Consider the following 23,240-nt stretch of genomic DNA (forward strand, 5'->3'; position numbering starts at 1 on the left):
CCCCACCCTTAACTTTTTTACTTAGCCTTAGGTTTATTATATCTGTTTTGATTAAAAAATACAACAAAAATATTATTTTATAGGTAGTTTTTCAATATATAAAAATACGGCAACCCCAAACAGGGCTGCCGCAGCAAACACAATTACTTACGAACCTCGGAGGTACCTTGCTCACGCAGGTATGTACTTTCTAAATCCGCTAGGTGCAGCTTCACCGCAATAGGATATTTTTCGTACGCCTGGCTGATTGCAAAGCTGCCTCCCCTGGCCGCATCGTCAAAACCGCCCATATGCCAACGGATTGCCATCGCCTCACTGGTCTTCAGCCGCAAAAAACGTTCAATCAAAAAAACAGATTTCTCGCCATGTCCATATGGAAACAAATCTTCTATTTGGTAAAAGGGCTTGCGCTCCCAGCTGCCGGTTTGTTCATTTTTTACATTGCGAAAGCTTTCCTTATAAAACTGTGCCTTGCAAACATCATGCAGCAGCCCGCAGATGGCAAAGCTTTCTTCCGAGTCGGCTCCCTGTACAAAGTGCTTTTCCATCATGACTTGGTAAACCTTTACGCTGTGTTGAACCAAGCCGCCTAAACAAGCGCAGTGGTATTTTGAGCTGGCGGGCGCCGTAAAGAAATCTGTTTTCTGGAGCCACTCTAAAAATTGCTGGCTTCCCTCGCGTGTCACCTTATCCTGATAGATTTGAATAAACTCTTCTTTGTACCCCATATTCTATTCCTTTCCGTATCGTTAACTGCCAAAAGGCCGCGGTCCCCAGCCGCAGCTTCCTATAGCTATAAGCTCCCGGTCTTTGGCAAGGGCGCCAGTCATATGCTGACGGAACCCCCGCGCATAAAACCGCCAAAGGGTTTCTCTGGCGCAGGCCAGAAATATATTTATGATTATAACATAAAAATCCAGGCAATTAAACGTTTTGGAAATAGAAAGATCCTTTTATCAAAATATTGCTTTTCCCAAGCTTCTATGCTAAAATGCAGGTAATTTGCGATGCCCAAACAATGCTGCAAGCCACCTCTATTTTACAGCTGCCACTGAAAACTAACGACAAGCTTTTGGGGAATTGCCATGTTAAATTATTGTTTAGATCTCATCGAAAAATCCCGCTGGTTTGTATCTGCTCCCAGCATTTCAAGGCCCTCCTTTCCTTTTTCCGCCTCGGAAGCCGGCCTTTTTTACGCTGGGCCCCGTTATTTCACGGAGCGCTCTGAAAAAGATAATTACCTGCTGCTGTTCACCTTGGCTGGTATGGGAGAGTCCATACGCCTCGAGGTGATTTTGAATTGCACACAGGCCAGGCTGCCCTGATTGACTGCATGGATTACCATTTGTACCGAACGGCCTCCAAGAAATCCTGGACATTTTTATGGGCACATATCGACCGGAATGGCGTTTCCTGCTATGCGCCGCTCCTGTTTCAGGACCGGAATGACGCCATTACCCTGAACGATCCGGAGCGCTTTACAGCCGACTTTCAAGCCCTGTGTTACGCCATTGAACAGGATGTGCTTTTTTCACATGCTGATATTAGCAACAGACTTTCTTCCATGGTGACACACCTCCTTTCGTCCTACCTTTTCCCTGAGGGGCACGGCGGGGAAAATCCTGACATTGAGCAGGCGCGCAAATACATTCAGCTTCACTGTGCCGAGGCGCTGACCATGGATGAGGTCGCAAAGCAGTTTCATTTCTCGAAATACCATTTTATCCGTCTTTTTAAAAAGCAGGTCGGACTGCCGCCGTATGAATATCTCATTGGCTGTCGAATCCGCCTAAGCAAAAAATTGTTGTGCAATACATCGGAAAGTATTTCGGCTATTGCCATCCAAGTCGGTTTTTCCAGTGAGAGCAATTTTATTCACCAATTCCGCACTACAGTCGGCATCACCCCGGGTGTATTCCGCAAAAACAGCTGGAATTTCTCCGCCGATTAAACGCTGAATTTCCACCAGCTACTAAAAAACACCCAAGTTTTTACACTTGGGTGTTTTCAACCTGCCTTTTTGCCGCCACGCCAAAAACGGTCAAGTACCTAATGTAGATAAAACCTCTTTGACGGTTTTGCCAGAGGTCTGAATTGCCTCATACAGCATCCCCATTTCTTTGCTCTTCTTTTCCTCCAAAAGCTTTTTACGCTGTACTTCCAATTCCTTGATGCTGCTTTTATGCCTGGTAATCTGCATTTCTATTTTTTGCAGCTCTTCAACATAGTTGACGGGCTTTTTTGGCCTTGCCATTGAAACCAACTCCTTTTTTAATTTTTTAGCTTACTACTAAGTATAGCAATGGCAAGGATGGAATATGCAGTATTTACAAAGTTTTTAACAAGTTCTCCACTTCGTTTCTTGTTGGAACAGAAGCTTGTGCGCCTTTTCTGGAAACAGCAATAGAGGAGGCCGCATTGGCAAAAGCCACCGCCTCGTCCACGCTTTTACCTTCCGCAAGGCCAACGACAAAAGCGCCGTTAAAGGTATCCCCCGCAGCGGTTGTATCCACTGCCTTTGCCGGAATTGAGGGGTAGAGTTTCGCACCTGTCTGGTTAATCAGCATCGCGCCTTTTTCACCCAAGGTGACCAATACGTTCCGAACGCCAAAGGACAGCAGGCGTTTACCTGCCAGCTGGACATTTTCCATACTGTCCGTCGGCAATCCGCTCAGTTTGGCCAGTTCGGTTTCGTTCGGCGTTATATAATCAACACAACGATAGGCTTCTTCCTGAATGACCCCATAATCTGGAGCCGGGGCAGGGTTCAGCACCACGGTTTTTCCCAATTCTTTCGCATATTTCATCGCCTCCCATATGCCGGTATAGGGGATTTCCATTTGTATTAACAGGAAATCAGCATGCTCAAAAAGCGCCCGCTTCGTTTTAAGGTACTCCCCATCACAGGACTGGTTGGCACCGGGAACAACAACAATATTGTTTCTACCCTCAGCATCCACATAAATAAACGCCGTTCCTGTCGGCTGAGCAGCGTCCTCCTTGACCTGTGTGACATCCACGCCAATTTCATTCATATTATCAAGCATTCGCTTTCCAAATGCATCACAGCCTACAGCAGCCAGGAACGCGACTCCTTCCCCCAAACGGCCGCAGGCAAATGCCTGGTTTGCCCCTTTTCCGCCGAGAGACTGCATGAAAGACTCCCCCAAAATAGTCTCTCCCACCGACGGCATATAGGGGACCTTTACTACTAAATCCATGTTAGCACTGCCAACTACTAATATTTTCTTCATTCTGATTCCTCCAAAACCTTATTGAATCGAGTATTATAAAGCCAGTTATAAGTATAACGAAGATTGCTCTATCTTGCAACCTGGAAATTGTTTCTACTTTTAATAATCGCAAAAAGGCACTAAAAAACCACAGCAGTCCAAAAGGATCCCGCTGTGGTTTTTATAGTACCTCATTGTCAAAAGGTTTTCACCCTTTTTGCAATAACAGAATACCGGCTTAGGGGCCGCCGCCTCTTATCTATTCCGCCGTCATTCACCAAGTATGCGCCCTGCCCTTTAACATCATTACTGCTTTTGCAGCGAGACGTTTACCGTGTAGACACCATAAGCCCAGCACTTCGTTCCACCGGATATACCGAAAGAAACCGGCGCTTCCGTGTGGCCTGCCACTTCCTTTCCAGATAAATCCACCTGGCCAATAATATTATCCGCTGTTAGATCCTCTAGTTGATCCTCAGGGCCGACTACAATAATTGCGACCGAATCAGAAAGCACACTGGCTGTATAACCGTTTTCCACATTGTTCGTCTTAAAATTACTGACCACCAGCCGTTTAGTCGTATACCCCTCCAGGTTCAGCGTAACCTGTACGCTGTTTACCGAGCGCAAATTTCTAAAGCCTGACGGCAGACTAATCGGCACCTCAAAGGTGTTATTATCCGGACTGATTGATGAAAAATCAATGGGGTCCAAATTAATAGCCTGGTTCGCGGCAAAAAGCTCCTCCGTCCCTGCAAGTTCAATCTGTGACGGTGATATTTTAACCGCATCCGCACCTAAGACAAGCCCCGCCGGCTGATTGGTAAAGTTCACCACAAAAGGCACGCTTTTTCGCAACAAAACCGGAAGCGTAACCTCGGCTTTTTCCGCGCTCAAGGTAAGCCGGTCGTCCTCTATTTGGTTGCCGTTTGCATCCAGCAGGGTAAGATTCGACGTAAATTTTTTAGACTCCTGAATATTACCAAGGTCTATTTCATCCGTAATAACCTTAGAGATATTGTCCACCGCAGTCTTCGGGCCTGAAATCGTCACAGAGTCCGGACTGGCTGTCGCTTCACTGATAAAGTAATTCTCAGCCGTGGAGGCCGTGACGCCCGTTGTAGAAATAGGAAAAGATTTTTCAGCGGAATAATCCACATCAAGGGTTAAAATGGAGGGCTCCACCTTGTCAATTTCAACATCTGTCACATAGCCCTTAAAACGGACATTCAGGGTAGCCAGATAGCTCCCCGGCCCGCTTACTGCCTGCTGAACCTGTGTGGTCACCTCTATATCCTCCGCTTTAATGGAGCGCACGGACAGGCTGTTTCCCTTTAAATATACCGTAACCTTCTGCTCGGTAGGGGTAAAAACCTTCAGACCTGTTCCCTGGGCAGACTCGGGCAGCTGAATAGTCGCCGGGACATCCCGAATAACCACCGGAAAGTTCTCCGTATTGTTAAATGCCATGAAAAACCACAGGATAAGTGCCGCAAGCAAAGAAAAAGCCATGACAAACTTATTGTTATAGAAGAGGCCGCCGATATGAAAGCTCTTCTTTTTACGCGCTTTTTTTTCAGCTGTTTTATTCATGATTTTTTCGCCTTTCTGAATGACGGAATCTTTTTTTGCGTTTTTGGTTCACTGGACGAGCTCAAATACTCCTCCAGCGCATTCTGCAGTGTCTCCCGCGTATAGTTCCGTGTTAGTACCCCGTTAAGGGCCATCGAAATCTGACCCGTTTCCTCCGACACAATCACAATAACCGCATCTGAGTTTTCGCTCATACCAATGGCAGCGCGGTGGCGGGTGCCCAGCTCAAGGCTTACCTTATTGCTTTTAGTCAGCGGCAGAATGCAGCCGGCAGCATACACCATCCCGTCCCGAATAACCATTGCTCCGTCATGCAGCGGCGCTTTATTAAAAAAGATATTGCAGATAAGCTGCTGTGAGGGAATTGCATCCACGACCGTTCCGGTATTAATAATATCCCCCAGCTTGGTCTCCCGCTCAATTACCATTAAAGCGCCTGTTTTTCGTTCCTGCAAATAAGCGGCAGAATCCACCACAGCAGAAATGCAGCGCTGCTTTTTTTCTTTCTGCTTTTCTTCTTCCTTATTCAGCAGCCCCAGCTTTTTCCCAAAATTATTGCGCCCCATCTGTTCAAGCGCCCTACGAATTTCAGGCTGAAATATAATTAACAGTGCAATTACACTAAAGTTAAAAAAGTAGCTTAAAATGGTCTTCATCATGTTCATAGAGAAGATGTTTGCTACAATCCAAATACCCAGCAGTAAAATAATACCTTTTACCAACTGCTCGGCACGGGTTTCGCGAATCAACTTAATCCCACTGAAAATGATGAAGGAAACCAGCAGAACATCAAGAGCAGATGAAATATTGAAAGAAGACAGCAGACTTAAAAACTGGCTCCATAAAGACGAGATATATTCAAACATCGCCTGTACTTCCTTCCCAAATCGTTTTACATCACGTTAAAACACACGATGATCGTTCTCTTTATTGTACCATATTCCGGTACACATGCAAACATTTTATATCCGTTTTTTCATGATTTTCTCGACCGCATCCCCTGCAGCGATAATATCGCTTCGGCGCGTAAAGACTGACGGGCAAACCCTGACAGCCCCTTGATCCAAGGTGCCCATCGCCTGATGTGCGCTTTTTGAGCAATGGATTCCTGCACGCACAGCCACACCCTGCTTGGCAAGCTTTTCTCCGACCGTCTCACTTTCCATAGCGCCGATGTTAAAGGAGAGAACCGGTGCAAACCAGGGGTCCTGCGGCTCGGGCGTATATAGTTTAACCCCCTCTAAGCTTTGCAGCCTGCGGTACAGCTGGCGCAAGAGCTCCAGCTCATGGGTGCGTACCCGGTCAATCCCCTTAGACCTCACAAAGGCCAGCCCTGCACGAATGCCGGATATTCCCGCGACGTTCGGCGTTCCGCTTTCCAACCTGTCCGGCATGGTGTCCGGCTGAACCAGTGAAGCCGACATCGTCCCTGTACCGCCCTCAATAATGGTTTTCAGCTGCGTTCCCCTTGTTGTCAATAAAAGCCCTGTGCCCATCGGTGCATAAAGGCCCTTATGGGAAGCCACGCATAAATAATCGAACCCGTCCGTCATGGAAATGGGCAATACACCTGCGGACTGCGCACAATCCACACACATTGGAATTTCATACTGGTGTGCCAAGGCCGCAATGCGCTCTACCGGAAGCCGGATTCCCCACACATTGGAGGCATGCATGCAGATAATCAACGCTGTGTTGGGCTGCAAGGCTTTTCTGAAATTGTCCACAGTAGCGTCGTTATCTCCTAAAACCACCTCGGCCTGTGCATAGGTTATTTTTCTCTCGGCAAGCGCCTGCAGCGGGCGCATAACAGCATTGTGCTCCAGGTTAGAGGTCACAACGTGGTCTCCGGGTTTTAACAAACCTTTTAAAACAAAATTAATTGCCTCTGTGCAATTCAGTGTAAACGCCACACACTCCGGCCCCGGCGCTCCAAAAAATTCTGCTGCCTCAACGCGGGTACGATAAATCTCTTCTGCAGCGGCGATACTCATAGCATGCCCAGAACGCCCCGGATTGGCGCCAAGCATCCGCATGGACCTGTCAACCGCCTGGATAACCGAAAGCGGTTTTGGGAAAGTCGTCGCGGCATTATCCAAATAAATCATAGCGCCCCCACCCTTTCCGCGCGGCCCAAAACACGAATGCCCGCCCTTTCAAGAATAGCCTGCGCCTCATCCGTACGGCTGGGTACAAAAACCCCATAACCACAGCCGGCGTCTTCTCTATGCTGTGCCCGTTCTACATAGGCCTTGATGCCATTGCGAAACAAAACATCTCGCGCCTTCATGGCATATGTGATTGAGCTTACCAATATCAACGGTTTATTCACCGGTAATCACCTCTCTGTTAGTTATAGCCCTCATTGACAGCGGCCCGCCATGCAGGCCAAATAAAATCAATTTTTAGAGAACATGTTTACTAACAGAATATGCGGTGGATAGGGTGCTGGTGTTCTAATTCTCCTGCAGAAGGCACACGGCGTGAGCAGCAATCCCCTGCCCCAGGCCGGTGAAGCCAAGGCCTTCTTCAGTCGTTGCTTTTACGCTGACCTGGATCGGCGAAATGCCGCAGGCATGCGCAATATTCTCTCTCATCTGAATAATATACGGCGCCAATTTAGGCGCCTGCGCAAGCACCGTTGAGTCAATGTTGACAATGGAATAGTCCTTTTCCGCAAGCCGCCCGGCCACCACAGCCAATAGCTTCATGCTGTCCGCATCCTTCCACTGCGCATCTGTATCCGGGAATAGCTTTCCAATATCGCCCATCGACGCAGCACCCAAAAGGGCATCGGCTATGGCGTGTGCCAACACGTCGGCATCCGAATGCCCTAAAAGTCCTTTTTCATAAGGAATGCACACGCCGCCCAGGATAAGACGGCGTTTTTCCGCTAGTCTGTGCACATCATAGCCGTTACCTATCCTCATCATGGCGGCCTCCCTTTTCTTCAAACGCTTTTGTAAAATAGCCTGTGCTACTAAAAGATCTGTCGGTGTCGTCAGCTTTATATTTTCATCATTACCCAAAAGAAGATGGACCGGATTTCCCCGCTGCTCCCACAGCTGACAGTCGTCCGTGTACTCTCTGCCCTCCTTCACCGCACACTCAAGTGCACACAAAAATGCTGCCCGTGGAAAAACCTGCGGCGTTTGAACCGCCCACAGACTTGCACGCACCGGGGTTCCCGCCACCATACAGCCTTCCCCCACGGTCTTAATGGTGTCCTTAACCCGTACGGCAAGTGCCGAGGCACCGTGTTGGGCCGCATCGGCAATGACCCGGTTGATTTCATCTGCTGTAATCAGTAACCGCGCCCCATCGTGAACGGCAACTATTTCAGCCGTTTCAGAGGCGGCCCTTACCCCTGCCAGTACAGACTGCTGCCGGCTTTCGCCCCCGGTTACACAGCAAACCTTTTTCGATTTGCACGCCTGCCCGGCGAGTAGCAATATTTTCTCCTGCTCGTCGGGGCGTGCGACCACAATGATCTCTGAAACCGATTCAGCCTGGTCAAAAGCCTTTAATGTATAAGACAGAGCCGGTTCACCATAGAAGGCCACCAATTGTTTGGGTATGCCCATACGGGTCGAATTTCCGGCCGCTACAATAACAGCGCTGCAATTTTGAGACATGCTCGGTCCCTCCTTCAGTCCGTATTTTATCCAATCTATTGCTACATGAAAGAAAAAGATATTCAACAAACCGCCAGCGTTTATTGAATATCTCTATGATCGTTTTTAGAACCGCTTAAGCCTTTTCGTTTTGGGCCAGCGCATCGCTCTCTTCTGCGTGGCCGGAATAGGTTGGCACCAGCTCGTGTACAATGGAAATCATCTTAACATTATCCACACCGGCCACCTCCCGCATAGCCTCCAACTGACACAAAAAGCGATCCTCGTCAAAGGGGATCGGAGAGCCAATATAAATGAGCTCATGAGAGGTTTTCTGGCAATTTCCCTCGCTGTCCAGCAACAGCTCCTCATAAAGCTTTTCTCCGGGGCGAAGCCCCGAATAGGTAATTTTAATGTCAACATCCGGTTCATATCCGGACAGCCGGATCAAATTTCGTGCCAAATCCACGATTTTTACCGGCTGCCCCATATCCAAAATAAATATTTCACCGCCATGTGCCATGCCGCCGGCTTGAATGACCAGCCGTGCTGCCTCTGGAATCGTCATAAAATAACGAATGATCTCGGGATGTGTAACCGTAACCGGTCCCCCCGCCTGAATCTGGCGCTGAAATAGTGGAATGACGCTGCCGTTGCTGCCAAGCACATTGCCGAAACGTACCGCAACAAACTCCGTGTACTGGCTGTGCCGGCTGAAATATTGAATAATCAATTCGCATATACGCTTTGTTGCGCCCATAATATTCGTCGGATTTACGGCCTTGTCCGTTGAAATCAACACCATCCGGCGCACATGATACGCATCGCAGGCCTGCGCGACATTCAAGGTGCCAAACACATTATTCTTGACCGCTTCACCCGGGCTGAACTCCATCAAAGGCACATGCTTATGAGCTGCCGCATGAAAAACCACATCCGGCTTACAAACCGAGAAAATATGGTTTATACGGTCCTTATCCCGAACCGAACCAATCAAAACCTCCAGGTTCAACTTTTTAAACTTCATCAGCAGCTCGTTTTGCAGATCATACGCATTGTTTTCGTAAATGTCGACAATAATCAATTTTTTCGGATGAAAAAAGGCAATCTGACGGCATAGTTCTGAGCCAATTGAGCCCCCGCCACCTGTGACTAAAACTGTTTTATCCCTTAGATAGTCACTGATTTCTTCAATGTTCAGGTGGACCTCATCGCGGCCAAGCAGGTCAAGGATATTGACATCCCGAATGCTCATGTTTTGTGTTTCTTTATCCACCAGCTCATACAAGGCGGGAATTGTCTTTAACTCACACCCCGTTTTAGCACATAAGCTTAAAATATCCTGTTTCTCCGCCTTACTGGCATTCGCAATAGCCAGCAAAATCTGATCAATCTCATATCTCGCTGCCATTTTAGGGATACTCTCCCGGCCACCGACAATTTTAACACCATTAATCCTCGTACCACGCTTGCTCTTATCATCATCAATAGCAATAATCGGTGTTCCACGGCTTTCCGGCGCATTTTTCATATCTTTAATCAGCATCGAGCCCATCTCGCCCGCGCCAATAACCATAACGCGCTTTAGGTCCCCCTTAACATTCTGCCCCAGCTTACTCTTACGGCGGCGCTGACGAAACAGGCGAATCCCAAAACGGGACAGCCCTACAAAGAAAAAGGTAAACACGCCGCCCATAATATAAATACTGATTGGAAAGCGCAGCACGTCAAACACGCTGTCTGAGGCAAGGTAGCCGGTAAAAATCACTACTGCTGTGGAGAAAGCTGAACCGTAAAAAATTTGCAACAGCTCGTCCAAGCTTGCAAACTGCCACATTGTATTATAAAAGCGAAACAATGCAAAGGATAGCAGCGAGATAAGCGTAATCCAAGGAATCCACACGCTGAATGAATGCATATAATATGGGGGAATGTTAATATTCATCTCAAAACGGATGACGAACGCAAACCAATAACTAAAAAAAACGCAGATAATATCCAGCAGCATCTGAGGAAAAGAATGTAAAAGGCTAAAACGCTTAAACTTCATTTATTAATCAATCCTTATTTTTTAATAAACGCAACCGGTAAAATCCCGATTCAAGAACAAAGAAAAACTGTTGTTAAAACAACTTCATAAGCCCAGTTATAGTATATAGTATATCACATTTTACATGAAAATGGAATCCTTATTTCTGTTTTATGAGCTGATGCTTCATCAGTGCTCTAACCCTTTCTGTTAAACTAGGTATAATCTGCCTGTCAACCAGCACCTGATACATCACGGCCCAAAAGCCGCTTCTTCCCCCGCCGCAAACCAACGCACCTGCAATAATGCTCAGGAAACATCTGCTTTTTCAACAAGGCCATCTCTTTTTAGCTTCGATTATAAGGCAGATAACCTGTTATGTCAATAAATACACACATAGTGGCCGTCCCTTAACCCGGAGCATACCCCAAATCTTTTCTCATATTAATAAAGCCTGAGAAAGGCCGTCGCTACAATCACTATAAAATCAGTCAAAATAAGACGGCAAAATAAAAAAGAGCCCCCACTCTTAAAGAATGGGGACTCTTAAATCAGCAATTATTATTCGTTAATCGCAATAACAACGCCGGAGCCAACTGTATGACCACCCTCACGGATAGCAAAACGCAGGCCTTCCTCAATAGCGATCGGAGTGATGAGTTCAACATCCATCTCGACGTTATCGCCGGGCATGCACATCTCGGTGCCTTCCGGCAGAGAAATGACGCCTGTTACGTCGGTGGTTCTGAAATAGAACTGCGGACGATAGTTATTGAAGAACGGAGTGTGACGGCCGCCCTCTTCCTTAGTCAGAACATAAACCTGGCCGCGGAATTTGGTGTGCGGATGAATAGTGCCGGGCTTACAAAGAACCTGGCCGCGCTCGATCTCGTTTCTCTGAACGCCACGCAGCAAAACACCAACGTTATCGCCAGCCTCAGCAAAATCAAGCGTTTTACGGAACATCTCAAGGCCTGTAATAACAGACTTCTTGCGCTCATCGGTCAAGCCGATAATTTCAACTTCCTCGCCAACCTTCGCAGTACCGCGCTCAACTCTACCTGTAGCAACTGTACCACGGCCGGTAATGGTGAACACGTCCTCAACTGGCATCAGGAAAGCAAGGTCGGACTTACGCTCCGGGGTCGGAATATATTCATCCACAGCCTTCATGAGCTCAAGGATCGGAGCATACTCAGGGGCACTGATATCAGTGGAGGTAGACTCCAGAGCCTGCAGAGCGGAACCACGAATGATCGGGGTGTCATCGCCCGGGAACTCATACTCGTTGAGCATATCACGAATTTCCATCTCAACAAGATCCAGCAGCTCGGGATCGTCAACCTGGTCGCACTTGTTCATGAAAACAACGATATAAGGAACACCCACCTGACGGGAAAGCAGGATATGCTCTCTGGTCTGCGGCATCGGGCCGTCAGCAGCGGAAACAACTAAGATTGCACCGTCCATCTGAGCAGCGCCGGTAATCATGTTCTTAACGTAGTCAGCATGGCCCGGGCAGTCAACGTGAGCATAGTGACGGGTTTCCGTCTGATACTCAACGTGAGCGGTATTAATTGTAATACCACGCTCTCTCTCTTCGGGAGCGCTGTCGATGTTGCTGTAATCCTTAAATTCCGCCTCACCCTGGAAGCTCAGCACCTTTGTGATAGCCGCCGTCAGTGTGGTCTTACCATGGTCAACGTGGCCGATGGTACCAATGTTAACATGGGGTTTAGATCTGTCGAACTTTGCCTTTGCCATTGGAAATCCTCCTTTTTATCTGATCGATAATCATTTCTAAAAAACTGCTATTACATTGCTATATTTTAGCAAGTATTTAAATAAAAATCAAGCGTATTCAGGTAAAATTATTCACCCTTTTTGCCACGTTCAGAGATAATGTTGTCAGAAACAGACTTCGGAACCTCTGCATAGTGATCAGGTTCCATCGTATACTGGCCTCTGCCCTGTGTTTTAGAACGCATATCCGTTGCATAACCGAACATTTCAGAAAGCGGAACCATCGCTTGAATCTGCTGAGCGCCGGAAACCGCCTCCATGCCCATAATCATGCCGCGGCGGGAGTTCAAGTCGCCAATAACATCGCCCATGTAATCCTCAGGCACAATGACGACTACCTTCATGATAGGCTCCAAAATGACCGGATCAGCCTTTCTCATCGCCTCTTTGAACGCCATGGAACCGGCAATCTTAAAGGCCATTTCAGAGGAGTCAACCTCGTGGTAAGAGCCGTCATACAGTGTGACCTTTACGTCAACAACATTGTAGCCAGCAAGGACACCGGACTGCATGGCACCCTGAATACCTTGATCGACCGCAGGGATATATTCCTTCGGAACAGACCCGCCTACTGTAGCATTAACAAACTCGTAGCCCTTTTCCGGATTCGGCTCAACCTTAATCTTAACGTGTCCATATTGACCTTTACCGCCGGACTGTCTGGCATATTTTGTGTCAACATCGGCAAGTCTGCGGATGGTCTCTTTATAGGCGACCTGCGGTTTACCCACGTTGGCCTCTACCTTAAACTCCCGCAGCAGACGGTCGACAATAATCTCCAGGTGGAGCTCGCCCATACCTGCAATAATGGTCTGGCCGGTTTCCTGATCCGTGTAGGCCTTGAAGGTCGGATCCTCTTCGGCAAGCTTTGCCAAAGCAATCCCCATCTTCTCCTGGCCGGCTTTTGTCTTCGGCTCAATCGCAACACGGATAACCGGATCCGGGAAATCCATGGATTCCAAGATGACCGGGTTTTTTTCATCACAGAAGGTGTCGCCAGTAGTCGTATTCTTAACGCCGATTGCCGCAGCGATGTCGCCCGCATAAACCGTGTCGATATCCTGGCGGTGGTTGGCATGCATTTGCAGAATGCGGCCGATACGCTCGTTAGAATCTTTCACCGAGTTATAAACCGTGTCGCCGGCATGAAGCATGCCGGAGTAAACGCGGAAATAGCACAGCTTGCCAACAAAGGGATCGGTAGCAATCTTAAACGCCAACGCAGAAAACGGCTCGTCGTCAGAAGCATGGCGCTCGATTTCCTCGCCGGTATCCGGATTTACACCCTTAATCGCAGGGATGTCCGTCGGAGCAGGCATATAGTCCACGATGGCGTCGAGAAGCTTCTGCACACCCTTATTGCGGTATGAAGTCCCGCAGGTAACCGGGACCATTTTGTTGGCAATGGTGGATTTGCGAATGGTGCTGACAATCTCTTCCTTTGTCAGCTCTTCGCCGCTGAAGTATTTTTCCATCAGCGCATCATCCTGCTCTGCAATATGCTCAATCAATGCATTGTGATATTCCTCGGCAATTTCCTTCATATCCTCCGGAATATCCTCCACGCGCATGTCCTTGCCCATATCATCATAATACACATCGGCTTTCATGTCGACCAGGTCAATGATGCCGCGGAAAGTGTCCTCACTGCCAATCGGCAGCTGAATCGGAATTGCGTTGCACTTCAAGCGCTCCTTCATCATCTTCACAACATTGAAGAAATCGGCGCCCATAATGTCCATTTTATTGACATAAGCCATACGAGGAACACCATATTCCTCTGCCTGGCGCCAAACGGTTTCGGACTGAGGCTCAACGCCGCCCTTCGCACAGAAAACTGTCACAGAGCCATCCAGCACACGCAAGGAGCGCTCAACCTCAACGGTGAAATCGACGTGGCCCGGCGTATCAATGATGTTGATGCGGTGATCTTTCCAGAAGCATGTGGTAGCAGCGGAGGTAATGGTAATGCCTCTCTCCTGCTCCTGTGCCATCCAGTCCATCGTCGCGGCGCCGTCGTGCGTCTCACCGATTTTATGATTAATACCAGTATAATATAGAATACGTTCTGTAGTAGTCGTCTTACCAGCATCAATATGAGCCATGATGCCGATATTACGAGTCATTTCAAGTGATACCTGCCTTGGCATAGTTTCCTCCTTACATCTGTAACAGTCTTACACCTGTTGGTGAATTACCAGCGATAGTGCGCAAAAGCCTTGTTGGCCTCTGCCATCTTGTGCGTGTCGTCACGCTTTTTGGCAGCACCACCAGCACCGTTCACAGCATCAAGGATTTCTCCAGCCAGACGCTCCTTCATGGTCTTTTCAGAACGAAGCCTGGAATATGCTGTCATCCAACGCAGGCCCAGGGTTTGTCTTCTTTCCGGACGAACCTCCATCGGAACCTGGTAGGTTGCGCCGCCAACACGGCGGGCCTTAACCTCTAAGGACGGCATAACATTTTCCATCGCCTGCTCAAAAACTTCCAAAGGATTTTTTCCTGTTTTTTCGCTGATGATATCAAACGCTCCGTAAACGATCTTCTGGGCAACCCCCTTCTTACCGTCATACATCACGTTGTTTACCAAACGCGTCACCAGCTTGGAATTATACAGCGGATCTGGCAAAACATCACGTTTTGCAATATTTCCTCTTCTTGGCACCTTACTTCCCTCCTTCACAGTAATGATATCATCGGTACTCGAAAGCGACAAACTCCCGTGGCCAATACAGAGGCGTCCCGTAAGGTCTTGATAGACACTTTATATAAACGCCGCTGCACTGTGTTATTTCAACATGCAGCCACTCGGTATTCTGTCAAATTCTTCTTGGGTCTATGCGGCACAAAAATTATTTCTTTGCTGCGCCGGCCTTTGGACGCTTCGCGCCGTATTTGGAACGGGCCTGCATGCGCTTGGCAACACCCTGGGTATCCAGTGTGCCGCGGATAATATGGTAACGAACACCAGGCAGGTCCTTAACACGGCCGCCACGGATCATTACCACGCTATGCTCCTGCAGGTTGTGCCCTACTCCGGGAATGTAAGCGCTGACTTCAATTCCGTTTGAAAGACGCACTCTAGCGATTTTACGCAATGCAGAGTTCGGCTTCTTCGGGGTAGCAGTCTTAACAGAAGTACAAACGCCGCGCTTTTGGGGAGAATCCTGGTCAATCGGAATCCGCTTCTTAGAGTTCCAGCCCTTCAGCAATGCCGGCGCTTTCGCCTTCTTTTCGCTTACCTGACGTCCTGTGTGAACTAACTGATTAAATGTTGGCATAGTACACCTCCTCTATTTCATAGTCGTCTATGTGTAACGGCAAAGCCGAAAACACAGCAAATTATGCAATAAAGCCTTTGTTCTGCGGCGGCAAAAGGACAAAATACCCCCTTGGCCATCACAATTCCTAATTATAAGGCTACATGGCCTCGTTTGTCAAGTCTTCTTTTTCAAACTTAGCCTCAACATCGCGGTAACAAGCCATTCCGGTACCCGCAGGCACAAGCTTACCAATAATAACATTTTCCTTCAAGCCGAGCAGCGGATCCACCTTGCCCTTGATAGCCGCATCCGTGAGCACACGGGTAGTCTCCTGGAAGGAAGCAGCCGAGAGGAAAGAGTCTGTTGCCAGAGAGGCCTTGGTAATGCCCAGCAGCATTGGGGTGTAGGTTGCTTCCCTGAGCTCTAGTTCGCCCGCGGCAACACGTTCGCGAATCCTGCCGTTTTCATATTCAAGCTCCGATTTTTCAACCAAGCTGCTCGGGAGCAACCCGGTATCACCGGCGTCTTCCACGCGCACTTTCTTCATCATCTGGCGGATAATGACCTCAATGTGCTTATCATTAATATCAACGCCCTGCATGCGGTAAACACGTTGTACTTCCTGGATCAGATAATCCTGAACGGCGTGTGTGCCACTGATAGCCAGCACATCGTGCGGGTTAACGGAACCTTCCGTAATTCTCGCGCCCGCCTGGATTTCATCCCCCTCGTTGACAATAATCCGGGAGCCGAAGGGGACCAGGTAATTACGAACCTCCCCGCTCTCTGGGTCTGTCACGACGACATGACGGTTTTTCTTAATATCCTCAAAGCTAACCTTACCGGGAATTTCAGTGATAATAGCCAAATGCTTGGGCTTACGGCCTTCAAAGAGCTCCTCTACACGCGGCAGACCCTGTGTAATATCTTCCGCGCTGGCAACACCGCCGGTATGGAATGTTCTCATCGTCAGCTGTGTACCCGGCTCGCCAATGGACTGGGCTGCAATAATACCAACCGCTTCGCCCACCGTTACGGGCTGCCCGTTTGCCAGGTTGGCGCCGTAGCATTTCTTACAGACACCGTGGCGGGCACAGCAATTAAGGATGGAACGGATTTTGATACGCTGTACACCGTGGCCAACGATGATGTCGGCCTCTCTATCCCCCATCATGGTATCCTTGGACACCAACACCTCACCGGTGCTCTCGTCCACAAAATCCTCTACCAGGTAGCGGCCGATCAGGCGCTCGTGCAACGGCTCGATAGCCTCCTTGCCCTCGCAGATGTCGAATACCTCCAGGCCATCGGTTGCACCGCAGTCATCCTCCCGGATGATCACATCCTGGGAAACATCTACCAGGCGGCGGGTCAGGTAGCCGGAGTCCGCCGTACGCAGGGCGGTATCGGCCAAGCCCTTACGCGCGCCGCGGGAGGAAATGAAGTATTCCAAAATATTTAAGCCCTCACGGTAATTAGAGCGAATCGGAATTTCAATAACTGTACCGGAGGTATTTGCAATCAAGCCGCGCATACCCGCCAGCTGACGAATCTGGCTCATGGAGCCACGCGCACCGGAATCCGCCATCATATAGATCGGGTTGTAGCGGTCCAGCCCCTTTTGCAGCGCGTCGGTAACGTCATTCGTCGTCTTTTCCCAAGTCCGGAGCACCGCATTTTTGCGTTCATCTTCAGAGAGCAAACCCATTTTGAACTGCTCTGTGACCGTGTCAATCTTTTTCTCCGCCTCGGCAATCAAGGATTTTTTCGCTTTCGGTATGGTCGCATCGCCTACCGCCACTGTGATGGCGCTCTTCGTCGAATACTTATAGCCCTGGGCTTTAACGGCATCGAGGACATCAGCTGTCATTGCAGTTCCGTGCATTTTAATGCACTTGTCAATAATTTTCCCCAGCTGTTTTTTGCCCACCAGGAAATCAATTTCAAATTTGAATTTATTTTCAAACACCGAACGATCTACATAACCCAAATCCTGCGGAATCGGCTGGTTGAAAATCATTCGGCCCACCGTGGTATCTACCAGGCGAGAAACCTTCTGGCCGTCAATTTCAATGGTTCTGCGCACCTTGATCTTGGCATGCAGGCCAACATAGTGAGCATCATAGGCCATGATGGCCTCTTCAAAGTCTTTGAAGATTTTCCCCTCGCCAAGCTCGCCGTCCTTGTCCAGCGTCAGGTAATAGGAGCCCAAAACCATATCCTGCGTCGGCACGGTAACCGGGCGCCCGTCAGAGGGCTTGAGCAGGTTGCCCGCCGCCAGCATAAGGAAACGCGCTTCAGCTTGCGCCTCGGCGGACAGCGGCACATGAACCGCCATCTGATCGCCGTCGAAGTCTGCGTTATAAGCAGTGCAGGCCAGTGGATGCAGCTTCAAGGCCCTGCCCTCGACCAGCACCGGCTCAAAAGCCTGAATGCCCAACCTGTGCAGCGTAGGCGCGCGGTTCAGCAAAACCGGATGGTTTTTAATCACAATTTCCAGCGCGTCCCAAACCTCGGGTTTGGCGCGCTCCACAGCCTTTCTCGCCGCCTTAATATTACCCACGGCCCCGGTCTCCACCAAGCGCTTCATCACAAAGGGCTTGAAGAGCTCCAAGGCCATTTCCTTCGGCAGGCCGCACTGGTACATCTTCAACTCCGGTCCGACAACAATAACGGAACGTCCGGAGTAGTCGACACGCTTACCGAGCAGGTTCTGGCGGAAACGCCCCTGCTTGCCCTTCAGCATATCGGAAAGAGATTTCAGCGGACGGTTGTTCGGTCCTGTTACCGGACGGCCGCGGCGGCCATTGTCGATCAGGGCATCCACTGCCTCTTGAAGCATACGCTTTTCGTTGCGCACAATAATATCCGGCGCGCCCAGTTCAAGCAGCCTTCTCAGACGATTATTGCGGTTGATGACGCGGCGGTACAAATCATTCAGGTCGGAGGTGGCAAAACGTCCGCCGTCCAACTGTACCATCGGACGTATATCCGGCGGAATAACCGGGACAACATCCATAATCATCCATTCCGGGCGGTTCCCGGATAGGCGGAAGGCCTCTACAACCTCAAGCCGTTTCAAAATGCGGACGCGCTTCTGCCCAGAAGCGCCTGCCAATTCATCCTTCAGATCCTCGGCTTCTTTATCCAAATCAATCTCGGCGAGAAGCTTCTTAATAGCCTCAGCGCCCATAGCGGCCTCAAAGTCATCCTCATATTTTTCACGCAGGTCACGGTACTCTTTTTCATTGAGCAGCTGTTTTTTTTGCAGCTCTCTGACACTGCCCGGGTCCGTCACAATATAAAGGGCAAAATAGAGTACCTTCTCCAGCATCCGGGGAGAAATATCCAGGATCAACCCCATCTTGGAGGGGATTCCCTTGAAATACCAGATATGAGAGACCGGCGCAGCCAGCTCGATGTGGCCCATCCGCTCGCGGCGCACCTTGGAGCGTGTCACCTCAACGCCGCAGCGGTCGCAGATCTTACCCTTATAACGGATTCTCTTATATTTACCGCAATGGCACTCCCAGTCCTTCTGAGGCCCAAAAATACGTTCACAGAAAAGGCCGTCGCGTTCCGGCTTCAAGGTTCTATAGTTGATGGTTTCCGGCTTTTTTACCTCGCCGTGGGACCACTCCCGAATCTGCTCAGGAGATGCAAGCCCGATTTTAATTGACTCAAACACGTTAAATTCCATCCTGCAGAACCCTCCTAATTAAATCTCGTCACTGCCATCGAGGTCCAGCGATGCGTCATCACCGAAGAGATCCTCTTCAAAGGCCTCGTCCTCTTCTTCAAAAATGTCTTCGCCCTCTTCATCCTTCATGGTGTAGCCGTCGAGGTCATCCGCGACGTTCTGCTCCGCGAAGAGATCATCCGAAGGTGTAAAGCCCATATCGTCGTCATCGTCAAAGTTCTGTTTCAGGTCGATTTCATTCTCATCTTTATCCAGTACCTTGACATCGAGCCCCAAGGACTGAAGCTCTTTAATCAAGACCTTAAAGGATTCCGGTACGCCCGGCTTCGGAATATTTTGACCCTTTACAATGGATTCATAGGTTTTAACACGACCAACAACATCGTCGGATTTCACAGTCAGAATCTCCTGCAGGGTATAAGCGGCGCCGTAAGCCTCCAGCGCCCAAACCTCCATCTCGCCGAAGCGCTGTCCGCCGAACTGCGCCTTGCCGCCCAGAGGCTGCTGGGTAACTAAGCTGTACGGGCCGGTGGAGCGGGCATGAATCTTATCGTCAACCAAGTGGTGCAGCTTCAGGTAATACATGTACCCCACTGTGACCGGATTGTCAAAATATTCGCCGGTACGGCCGTCCTTCAGTGTAATTTTACCATCCTCACTGATGTTTGCCATGCGGAAGCACTCGCGGATATCCTCCTCATGCGCGCCGTCAAAAACAGGCGTCATGATTTTCCAGCCGAGCGCCCTGGCGGCCATGCCGAGATGGACCTCGAGCACCTGGCCGATATTCATACGTGAAGGTACGCCCAGTGGGTTCAGCACAATGTCGAGCGGGGTGCCGTCCGGCAGGAAGGGCATATCCTCAACCGGCAGGATACGGGAAACAACGCCCTTATTGCCATGGCGGCCCGCCATCTTATCGCCGACGGAGATCTTCCTCTTCTGCGCGATGTAGCAGCGCACTACCTTATTGACGCCGGGGCTGAGCTCGTCGTGGCTATTTTCTCTGGTAAACACCTTGACGTCCACGACAATGCCATATTCGCCATGCGGAACACGCAGCGACGTGTCACGGACCTCGCGCGCTTTTTCACCAAAGATTGCGCGAAGCAGGCGCTCCTCAGCCGTAAGCTCCGTCTCTCCCTTCGGCGTTACCTTGCCAACGAGAATATCGCCCGAGCGTACCTCCGCGCCGACACGGATGATGCCGCTCTCGTCCAAATCACGCAGCAGGTCTTCATTCACATTTGGTATATCGCGGGTAATTTCCTCCGGCCCTAACTTGGTGTCGCGGGATTCCAGCTCATATTCCTCAATATGAATCGAGGTGTAAACATCGTCGCGGACAATCTTCTCGCTGATCAGAACCGCGTCCTCATAGTTGTAGCCTTCCCAGGTCATAAAGCCGATCAATGCGTTTTTGCCCAGGCTGATCTCCCCGTCCTTGGTCGCGGGGCCGTCGGCAATCACATCACCCGCCTGGATTCTTTGATGAACATCGACCACGGGGATCTGATTAATACATGTTCCCTGGTTAGAGCGCATAAATTTGGTAATGTGGTAAACGTCCGTCTCCCCATTATCGCAAGTAACCTGCACCTCTGTCGCGCTTACGCTGCGGACAACGCCCGCCCTTCTTGCAACGACGCAGACACCAGAGTCCACGCCTGCCTTAAATTCCATGCCGGTTCCCACAATCGGAGATTCCGTCTTGAGCAGCGGAACTGCCTGCCGCTGCATGTTGGAGCCCATCAGCGCACGGTTGGCGTCGTCATTCTCCAGGAAAGGAATCATCGCCGTTGCAACGGAAACAACCATCCGCGGCGAAACGTCCATATAATCGGCACGCTCGCGCTCGACCTCCACAAAGCTGTCACGGTAGCGGCCATTGACCTTCGTGTGCACAAAGCGGCCCTCTTCATCAAGCGGCTCATTCGCCTGCGCTACGATGAACTCATCCTCCATGTCCGCCGTCATATAGATGACTTCGTCGGTCACAACCCCTGTTTCTTTTTCGACGCGGCGGAAGGGCGCCTCAATAAAACCATATTCATTGATGCGCGCAAAGGTCGCCAGATAGGAGATCAAACCGATGTTTGGGCCTTCCGGCGTCTCAATGGGGCACATTCTGCCGTAATGGCTGTAGTGTACGTCACGCACCTCGAAGCCTGCACGGTCACGCGACAGGCCGCCCGGGCCCAGCGCGGACAGGCGGCGCTTATGTGTCAGCTCTGCCAAAGGGTTCGTCTGGTCCATAAACTGAGACAGCGGCGAGGAGCCGAAGAACTCCTTAATTGCAGCCACGACAGGACGAATATTAATTAGGGAATGCGGCGTCAGTACGTCCAGATCCTGGGCTTGCAGGGTCATCCGCTCACGAATGACGCGCTCCAGCCGGGAGAAACCAATCCGGAATTGATTTTGTAACAGCTCGCCAACGGACCGGATGCGGCGGTTGCCCAGGTGGTCAATATCATCCAGCGTGCCCAGGCCCACAGCCAGGCAATTCATATAGTTGATGGAGGCAAAAATATCATCAATGATAATATGTTTCGGAACCAACTCGTCCTTTTTAGCGGCGACAGCCTCCTTGATTTTTTCAGCGTCGCCTTCACAGGACTCCAAAATTTCAGCCAGCACATTAAAACGCACGCGCTCATTGATTCCGCATTCCGCATGTGCGTCAAATGGAACGAAGTCATTAATGTTAACCATGCCGTTGGAGATAACCTTAACCTCCTGCTCATTGACGGCGACATAGGCTACCGTAACGCCGGCATTGTCCATTTCAACAGCTTTCTCACGGGTTATAACCTGCCCCGCTTCGGCCATCAGTTCACCGGTCAGCGGGTTGATTACCGGCTGCGTAAGCACCTGCCCGGCAACGCGGCCCGCCAAATTCAGCTTTTTATTGTATTTATACCGGCCAACACGGGAAAGGTCGTAACGGCGGGCATCGAAAAACAGGCCGTTAATGTGCGCCTGAGCGCTCTCAATGGTCGGCGGTTCGCTCGGGCGTAATTTCCGGTACACTTCAAAAAGCGCTTCCTCTGTTGTTTTGCAGGGATCCTTTTCAATCGTTGCCCGGATGCGCTCGTCTTCACCGAAATAGTTGATAATCTCCTCGTCGCTGCCGAGCCCCAGCGCACGAATGAACACCGTCACCGGAATCTTTCTGTTTTTATCGATTCTAACATAAAAGACATCATTGGCATCGTTTTCATATTCAAGCCATGCGCCGCGGTTCGGGATAACCGTTGAGCTGAACAGCTCCTTACCCGTTTTGTCGTACTCCATCTTATAATAAACGCCCGGAGAACGAACCAGCTGGGAAACAATCACGCGTTCAGCGCCGTTGATGACGAAGGTGCCGCTTTCAGTCATAAGCGGAAAATCACCCATGAACACTTCGGATTCCTTGATTTCCCCCGTTTCTTTATTCAGGAGTCGAGCGGTAACGCGGAGCGCAGCAGCATAGGTGGCGTCACGCTCCTTACACTCTGCAATACTATAATTTGGTTTATCGGTATCCAATTGGTAGTCAACAAAATCAAGTACCAAATTCCCAGTAAAGTCCGTGATGCCAGAAACGTCGCGAAATACTTCTTTCAAACCCTCATCCAGGAACCAATTGTAAGAGTTTTTCTGAACTTCAATCAGATTTGGCATATCCAATACTTCACCAATCCGAGCGAAGCTCATGCGGACGTTTTTGCCGACCTGCACCGGTTTGACATTCACCATTGGCTCAATCACTCCATTCATATATTTACCATTCTTCGACTTGTAAGAACCCTTCGCATGTTCATGGATATTATTGTCATTTTTTAGAACCTCTTGCCTTTTTGAAAAGACTATGCTATTATTAAAACTAAGGGTGGGGTACACCTATAATTTTCCATGATAATGCAGTATATTATTTTACCCCAACAATTTATTTTTGTCAAGGGGTACGTTTACTTTTAAATATATAGCCGTAAGCTTTTTCTGGAGCTTTTGTAGAAC

General features: G+C 49.6%; 16 protein-coding genes. 1 reads left to right on the top strand and 15 read right to left on the bottom strand.

The features are described 5' to 3' along the window. Positions 1–143: 143 nt before the first annotated feature. On the bottom strand, positions 144–728 hold the full coding sequence (locus DPQ25_RS07180; RefSeq protein WP_112332489.1) for a hydrolase: 585 nt from the start codon (positions 726–728) through the stop codon (positions 144–146). A gap of 572 nt (positions 729–1,300) precedes the next feature. On the opposite strand from DPQ25_RS07180, the gene DPQ25_RS07190 reads away from it, so the two are divergent. Next, complete coding sequence (locus DPQ25_RS07190; RefSeq protein WP_112332491.1) at positions 1,301–1,951, top strand: helix-turn-helix domain-containing protein; 651 nt, start codon at positions 1,301–1,303, stop codon at positions 1,949–1,951. A gap of 90 nt (positions 1,952–2,041) precedes the next feature. On the opposite strand, the gene DPQ25_RS07195 is transcribed toward DPQ25_RS07190, so the two are convergent. From DPQ25_RS07195 to rpoB, 14 genes are all read right to left on the bottom strand, one after another. After that, positions 2,042–2,254: a cortexillin II gene (locus tag DPQ25_RS07195; protein ID WP_112332492.1), complete on the bottom strand. Its 213-nt coding sequence runs from the start codon at positions 2,252–2,254 to the stop codon at positions 2,042–2,044. A gap of 73 nt (positions 2,255–2,327) precedes the next feature. Next, positions 2,328–3,254, bottom strand: a complete 927-nt coding sequence (gene rbsK / locus DPQ25_RS07200) for a ribokinase (RefSeq protein WP_112332493.1) — start codon at positions 3,252–3,254, stop codon at positions 2,328–2,330. Between the two features lie 285 nt (positions 3,255–3,539). Then, entirely contained in the window at positions 3,540–4,826 is a 1,287-nt protein-coding gene (locus tag DPQ25_RS07205; RefSeq protein ID WP_112332494.1) for a CdaR family protein, read from the bottom strand. Next, positions 4,823–5,692: a diadenylate cyclase CdaA gene (cdaA, locus tag DPQ25_RS07210; protein WP_112332495.1), complete on the bottom strand. Its 870-nt coding sequence runs from the start codon at positions 5,690–5,692 to the stop codon at positions 4,823–4,825. The genes DPQ25_RS07205 and cdaA overlap by 4 nt, the downstream gene beginning before the upstream one ends. A gap of 96 nt (positions 5,693–5,788) precedes the next feature. Next, complete coding sequence (locus tag DPQ25_RS07215; protein WP_112332496.1) at positions 5,789–6,934, bottom strand: aminotransferase class V-fold PLP-dependent enzyme; 1,146 nt, start codon at positions 6,932–6,934, stop codon at positions 5,789–5,791. Beyond that, positions 6,931–7,158, bottom strand: coding sequence for a DUF3343 domain-containing protein (locus DPQ25_RS07220; RefSeq protein ID WP_242978255.1), 228 nt, complete (start codon positions 7,156–7,158; stop codon positions 6,931–6,933). The genes DPQ25_RS07215 and DPQ25_RS07220 overlap by 4 nt, the downstream gene beginning before the upstream one ends. Positions 7,159–7,282: 124 nt before the next feature. Beyond that, positions 7,283–8,461: a 2-C-methyl-D-erythritol 2,4-cyclodiphosphate synthase gene (gene ispF, locus DPQ25_RS07225; RefSeq protein ID WP_112332497.1), complete on the bottom strand. Its 1,179-nt coding sequence runs from the start codon at positions 8,459–8,461 to the stop codon at positions 7,283–7,285. Between the two features lie 115 nt (positions 8,462–8,576). Beyond that, positions 8,577–10,490 (bottom strand): nucleoside-diphosphate sugar epimerase/dehydratase, encoded by a 1,914-nt coding sequence (locus DPQ25_RS07230; RefSeq protein ID WP_112332498.1) that lies wholly within the window; start codon positions 10,488–10,490, stop codon positions 8,577–8,579. 540 nt (positions 10,491–11,030) lie between these two features. Continuing rightward, positions 11,031–12,233, bottom strand: coding sequence for an elongation factor Tu (tuf, locus tag DPQ25_RS07235; protein WP_112332499.1), 1,203 nt, complete (start codon positions 12,231–12,233; stop codon positions 11,031–11,033). 107 nt (positions 12,234–12,340) lie between these two features. Continuing rightward, positions 12,341–14,422 (bottom strand): elongation factor G, encoded by a 2,082-nt coding sequence (gene fusA / locus DPQ25_RS07240; RefSeq protein ID WP_112332500.1) that lies wholly within the window; start codon positions 14,420–14,422, stop codon positions 12,341–12,343. Positions 14,423–14,466: 44 nt separating this feature from the next. Continuing rightward, positions 14,467–14,937, bottom strand: coding sequence for a 30S ribosomal protein S7 (rpsG, locus tag DPQ25_RS07245; RefSeq protein ID WP_177576915.1), 471 nt, complete (start codon positions 14,935–14,937; stop codon positions 14,467–14,469). A 187-nt stretch (positions 14,938–15,124) separates the two neighbouring features. Continuing rightward, positions 15,125–15,553 carry a 30S ribosomal protein S12 gene (gene rpsL / locus DPQ25_RS07250; protein ID WP_112332502.1) on the bottom strand — a complete coding sequence of 143 codons (429 nt, stop codon included), beginning with the start codon at positions 15,551–15,553 and terminating at the stop codon, positions 15,125–15,127. A gap of 139 nt (positions 15,554–15,692) precedes the next feature. Next, the gene (gene rpoC / locus DPQ25_RS07255) at positions 15,693–19,235 is read right to left on the bottom strand and encodes a DNA-directed RNA polymerase subunit beta' (RefSeq protein WP_112332503.1); all 3,543 of its coding nucleotides are present in this window, start codon (positions 19,233–19,235) and stop codon (positions 15,693–15,695) included. A gap of 18 nt (positions 19,236–19,253) precedes the next feature. Continuing rightward, entirely contained in the window at positions 19,254–22,979 is a 3,726-nt protein-coding gene (gene rpoB, locus DPQ25_RS07260) for a DNA-directed RNA polymerase subunit beta (protein WP_112332504.1), read from the bottom strand. Between the last annotated feature and the right edge of the window lie 261 nt (positions 22,980–23,240).

Source organism: Hydrogeniiclostridium mannosilyticum (assembly GCF_003268275.1).
Lineage (GTDB): Bacteria > Bacillota > Clostridia > Oscillospirales > Acutalibacteraceae > Hydrogeniiclostridium > Hydrogeniiclostridium mannosilyticum.

What these genes read in the sequence shown, in the direction of transcription:
- DPQ25_RS07180 (WP_112332489.1), bottom strand. Translation starts at nt 728, where the DNA reads ATGGGGTACAAAGAAGAGTTTATTCAAATCTATCAGGATAAGGTGACA.
- DPQ25_RS07195 (WP_112332492.1), bottom strand. Translation starts at nt 2,254, where the DNA reads ATGGCAAGGCCAAAAAAGCCCGTCAACTATGTTGAAGAGCTGCAAAAA.
- rbsK (WP_112332493.1), bottom strand. Translation starts at nt 3,254, where the DNA reads ATGAAGAAAATATTAGTAGTTGGCAGTGCTAACATGGATTTAGTAGTA.
- DPQ25_RS07205 (WP_112332494.1), bottom strand. Translation starts at nt 4,826, where the DNA reads ATGAATAAAACAGCTGAAAAAAAAGCGCGTAAAAAGAAGAGCTTTCAT.
- cdaA (WP_112332495.1), bottom strand. Translation starts at nt 5,692, where the DNA reads ATGTTTGAATATATCTCGTCTTTATGGAGCCAGTTTTTAAGTCTGCTG.
- DPQ25_RS07215 (WP_112332496.1), bottom strand. Translation starts at nt 6,934, where the DNA reads ATGATTTATTTGGATAATGCCGCGACGACTTTCCCAAAACCGCTTTCG.
- ispF (WP_112332497.1), bottom strand. Translation starts at nt 8,461, where the DNA reads ATGTCTCAAAATTGCAGCGCTGTTATTGTAGCGGCCGGAAATTCGACC.
- DPQ25_RS07230 (WP_112332498.1), bottom strand. Translation starts at nt 10,490, where the DNA reads ATGAAGTTTAAGCGTTTTAGCCTTTTACATTCTTTTCCTCAGATGCTG.
- tuf (WP_112332499.1), bottom strand. Translation starts at nt 12,233, where the DNA reads ATGGCAAAGGCAAAGTTCGACAGATCTAAACCCCATGTTAACATTGGT.
- fusA (WP_112332500.1), bottom strand. Translation starts at nt 14,422, where the DNA reads ATGCCAAGGCAGGTATCACTTGAAATGACTCGTAATATCGGCATCATG.
- rpsL (WP_112332502.1), bottom strand. Translation starts at nt 15,553, where the DNA reads ATGCCAACATTTAATCAGTTAGTTCACACAGGACGTCAGGTAAGCGAA.
- rpoC (WP_112332503.1), bottom strand. Translation starts at nt 19,235, where the DNA reads ATGGAATTTAACGTGTTTGAGTCAATTAAAATCGGGCTTGCATCTCCT.
- rpoB (WP_112332504.1), bottom strand. Translation starts at nt 22,979, where the DNA reads ATGGTGAATGTCAAACCGGTGCAGGTCGGCAAAAACGTCCGCATGAGC.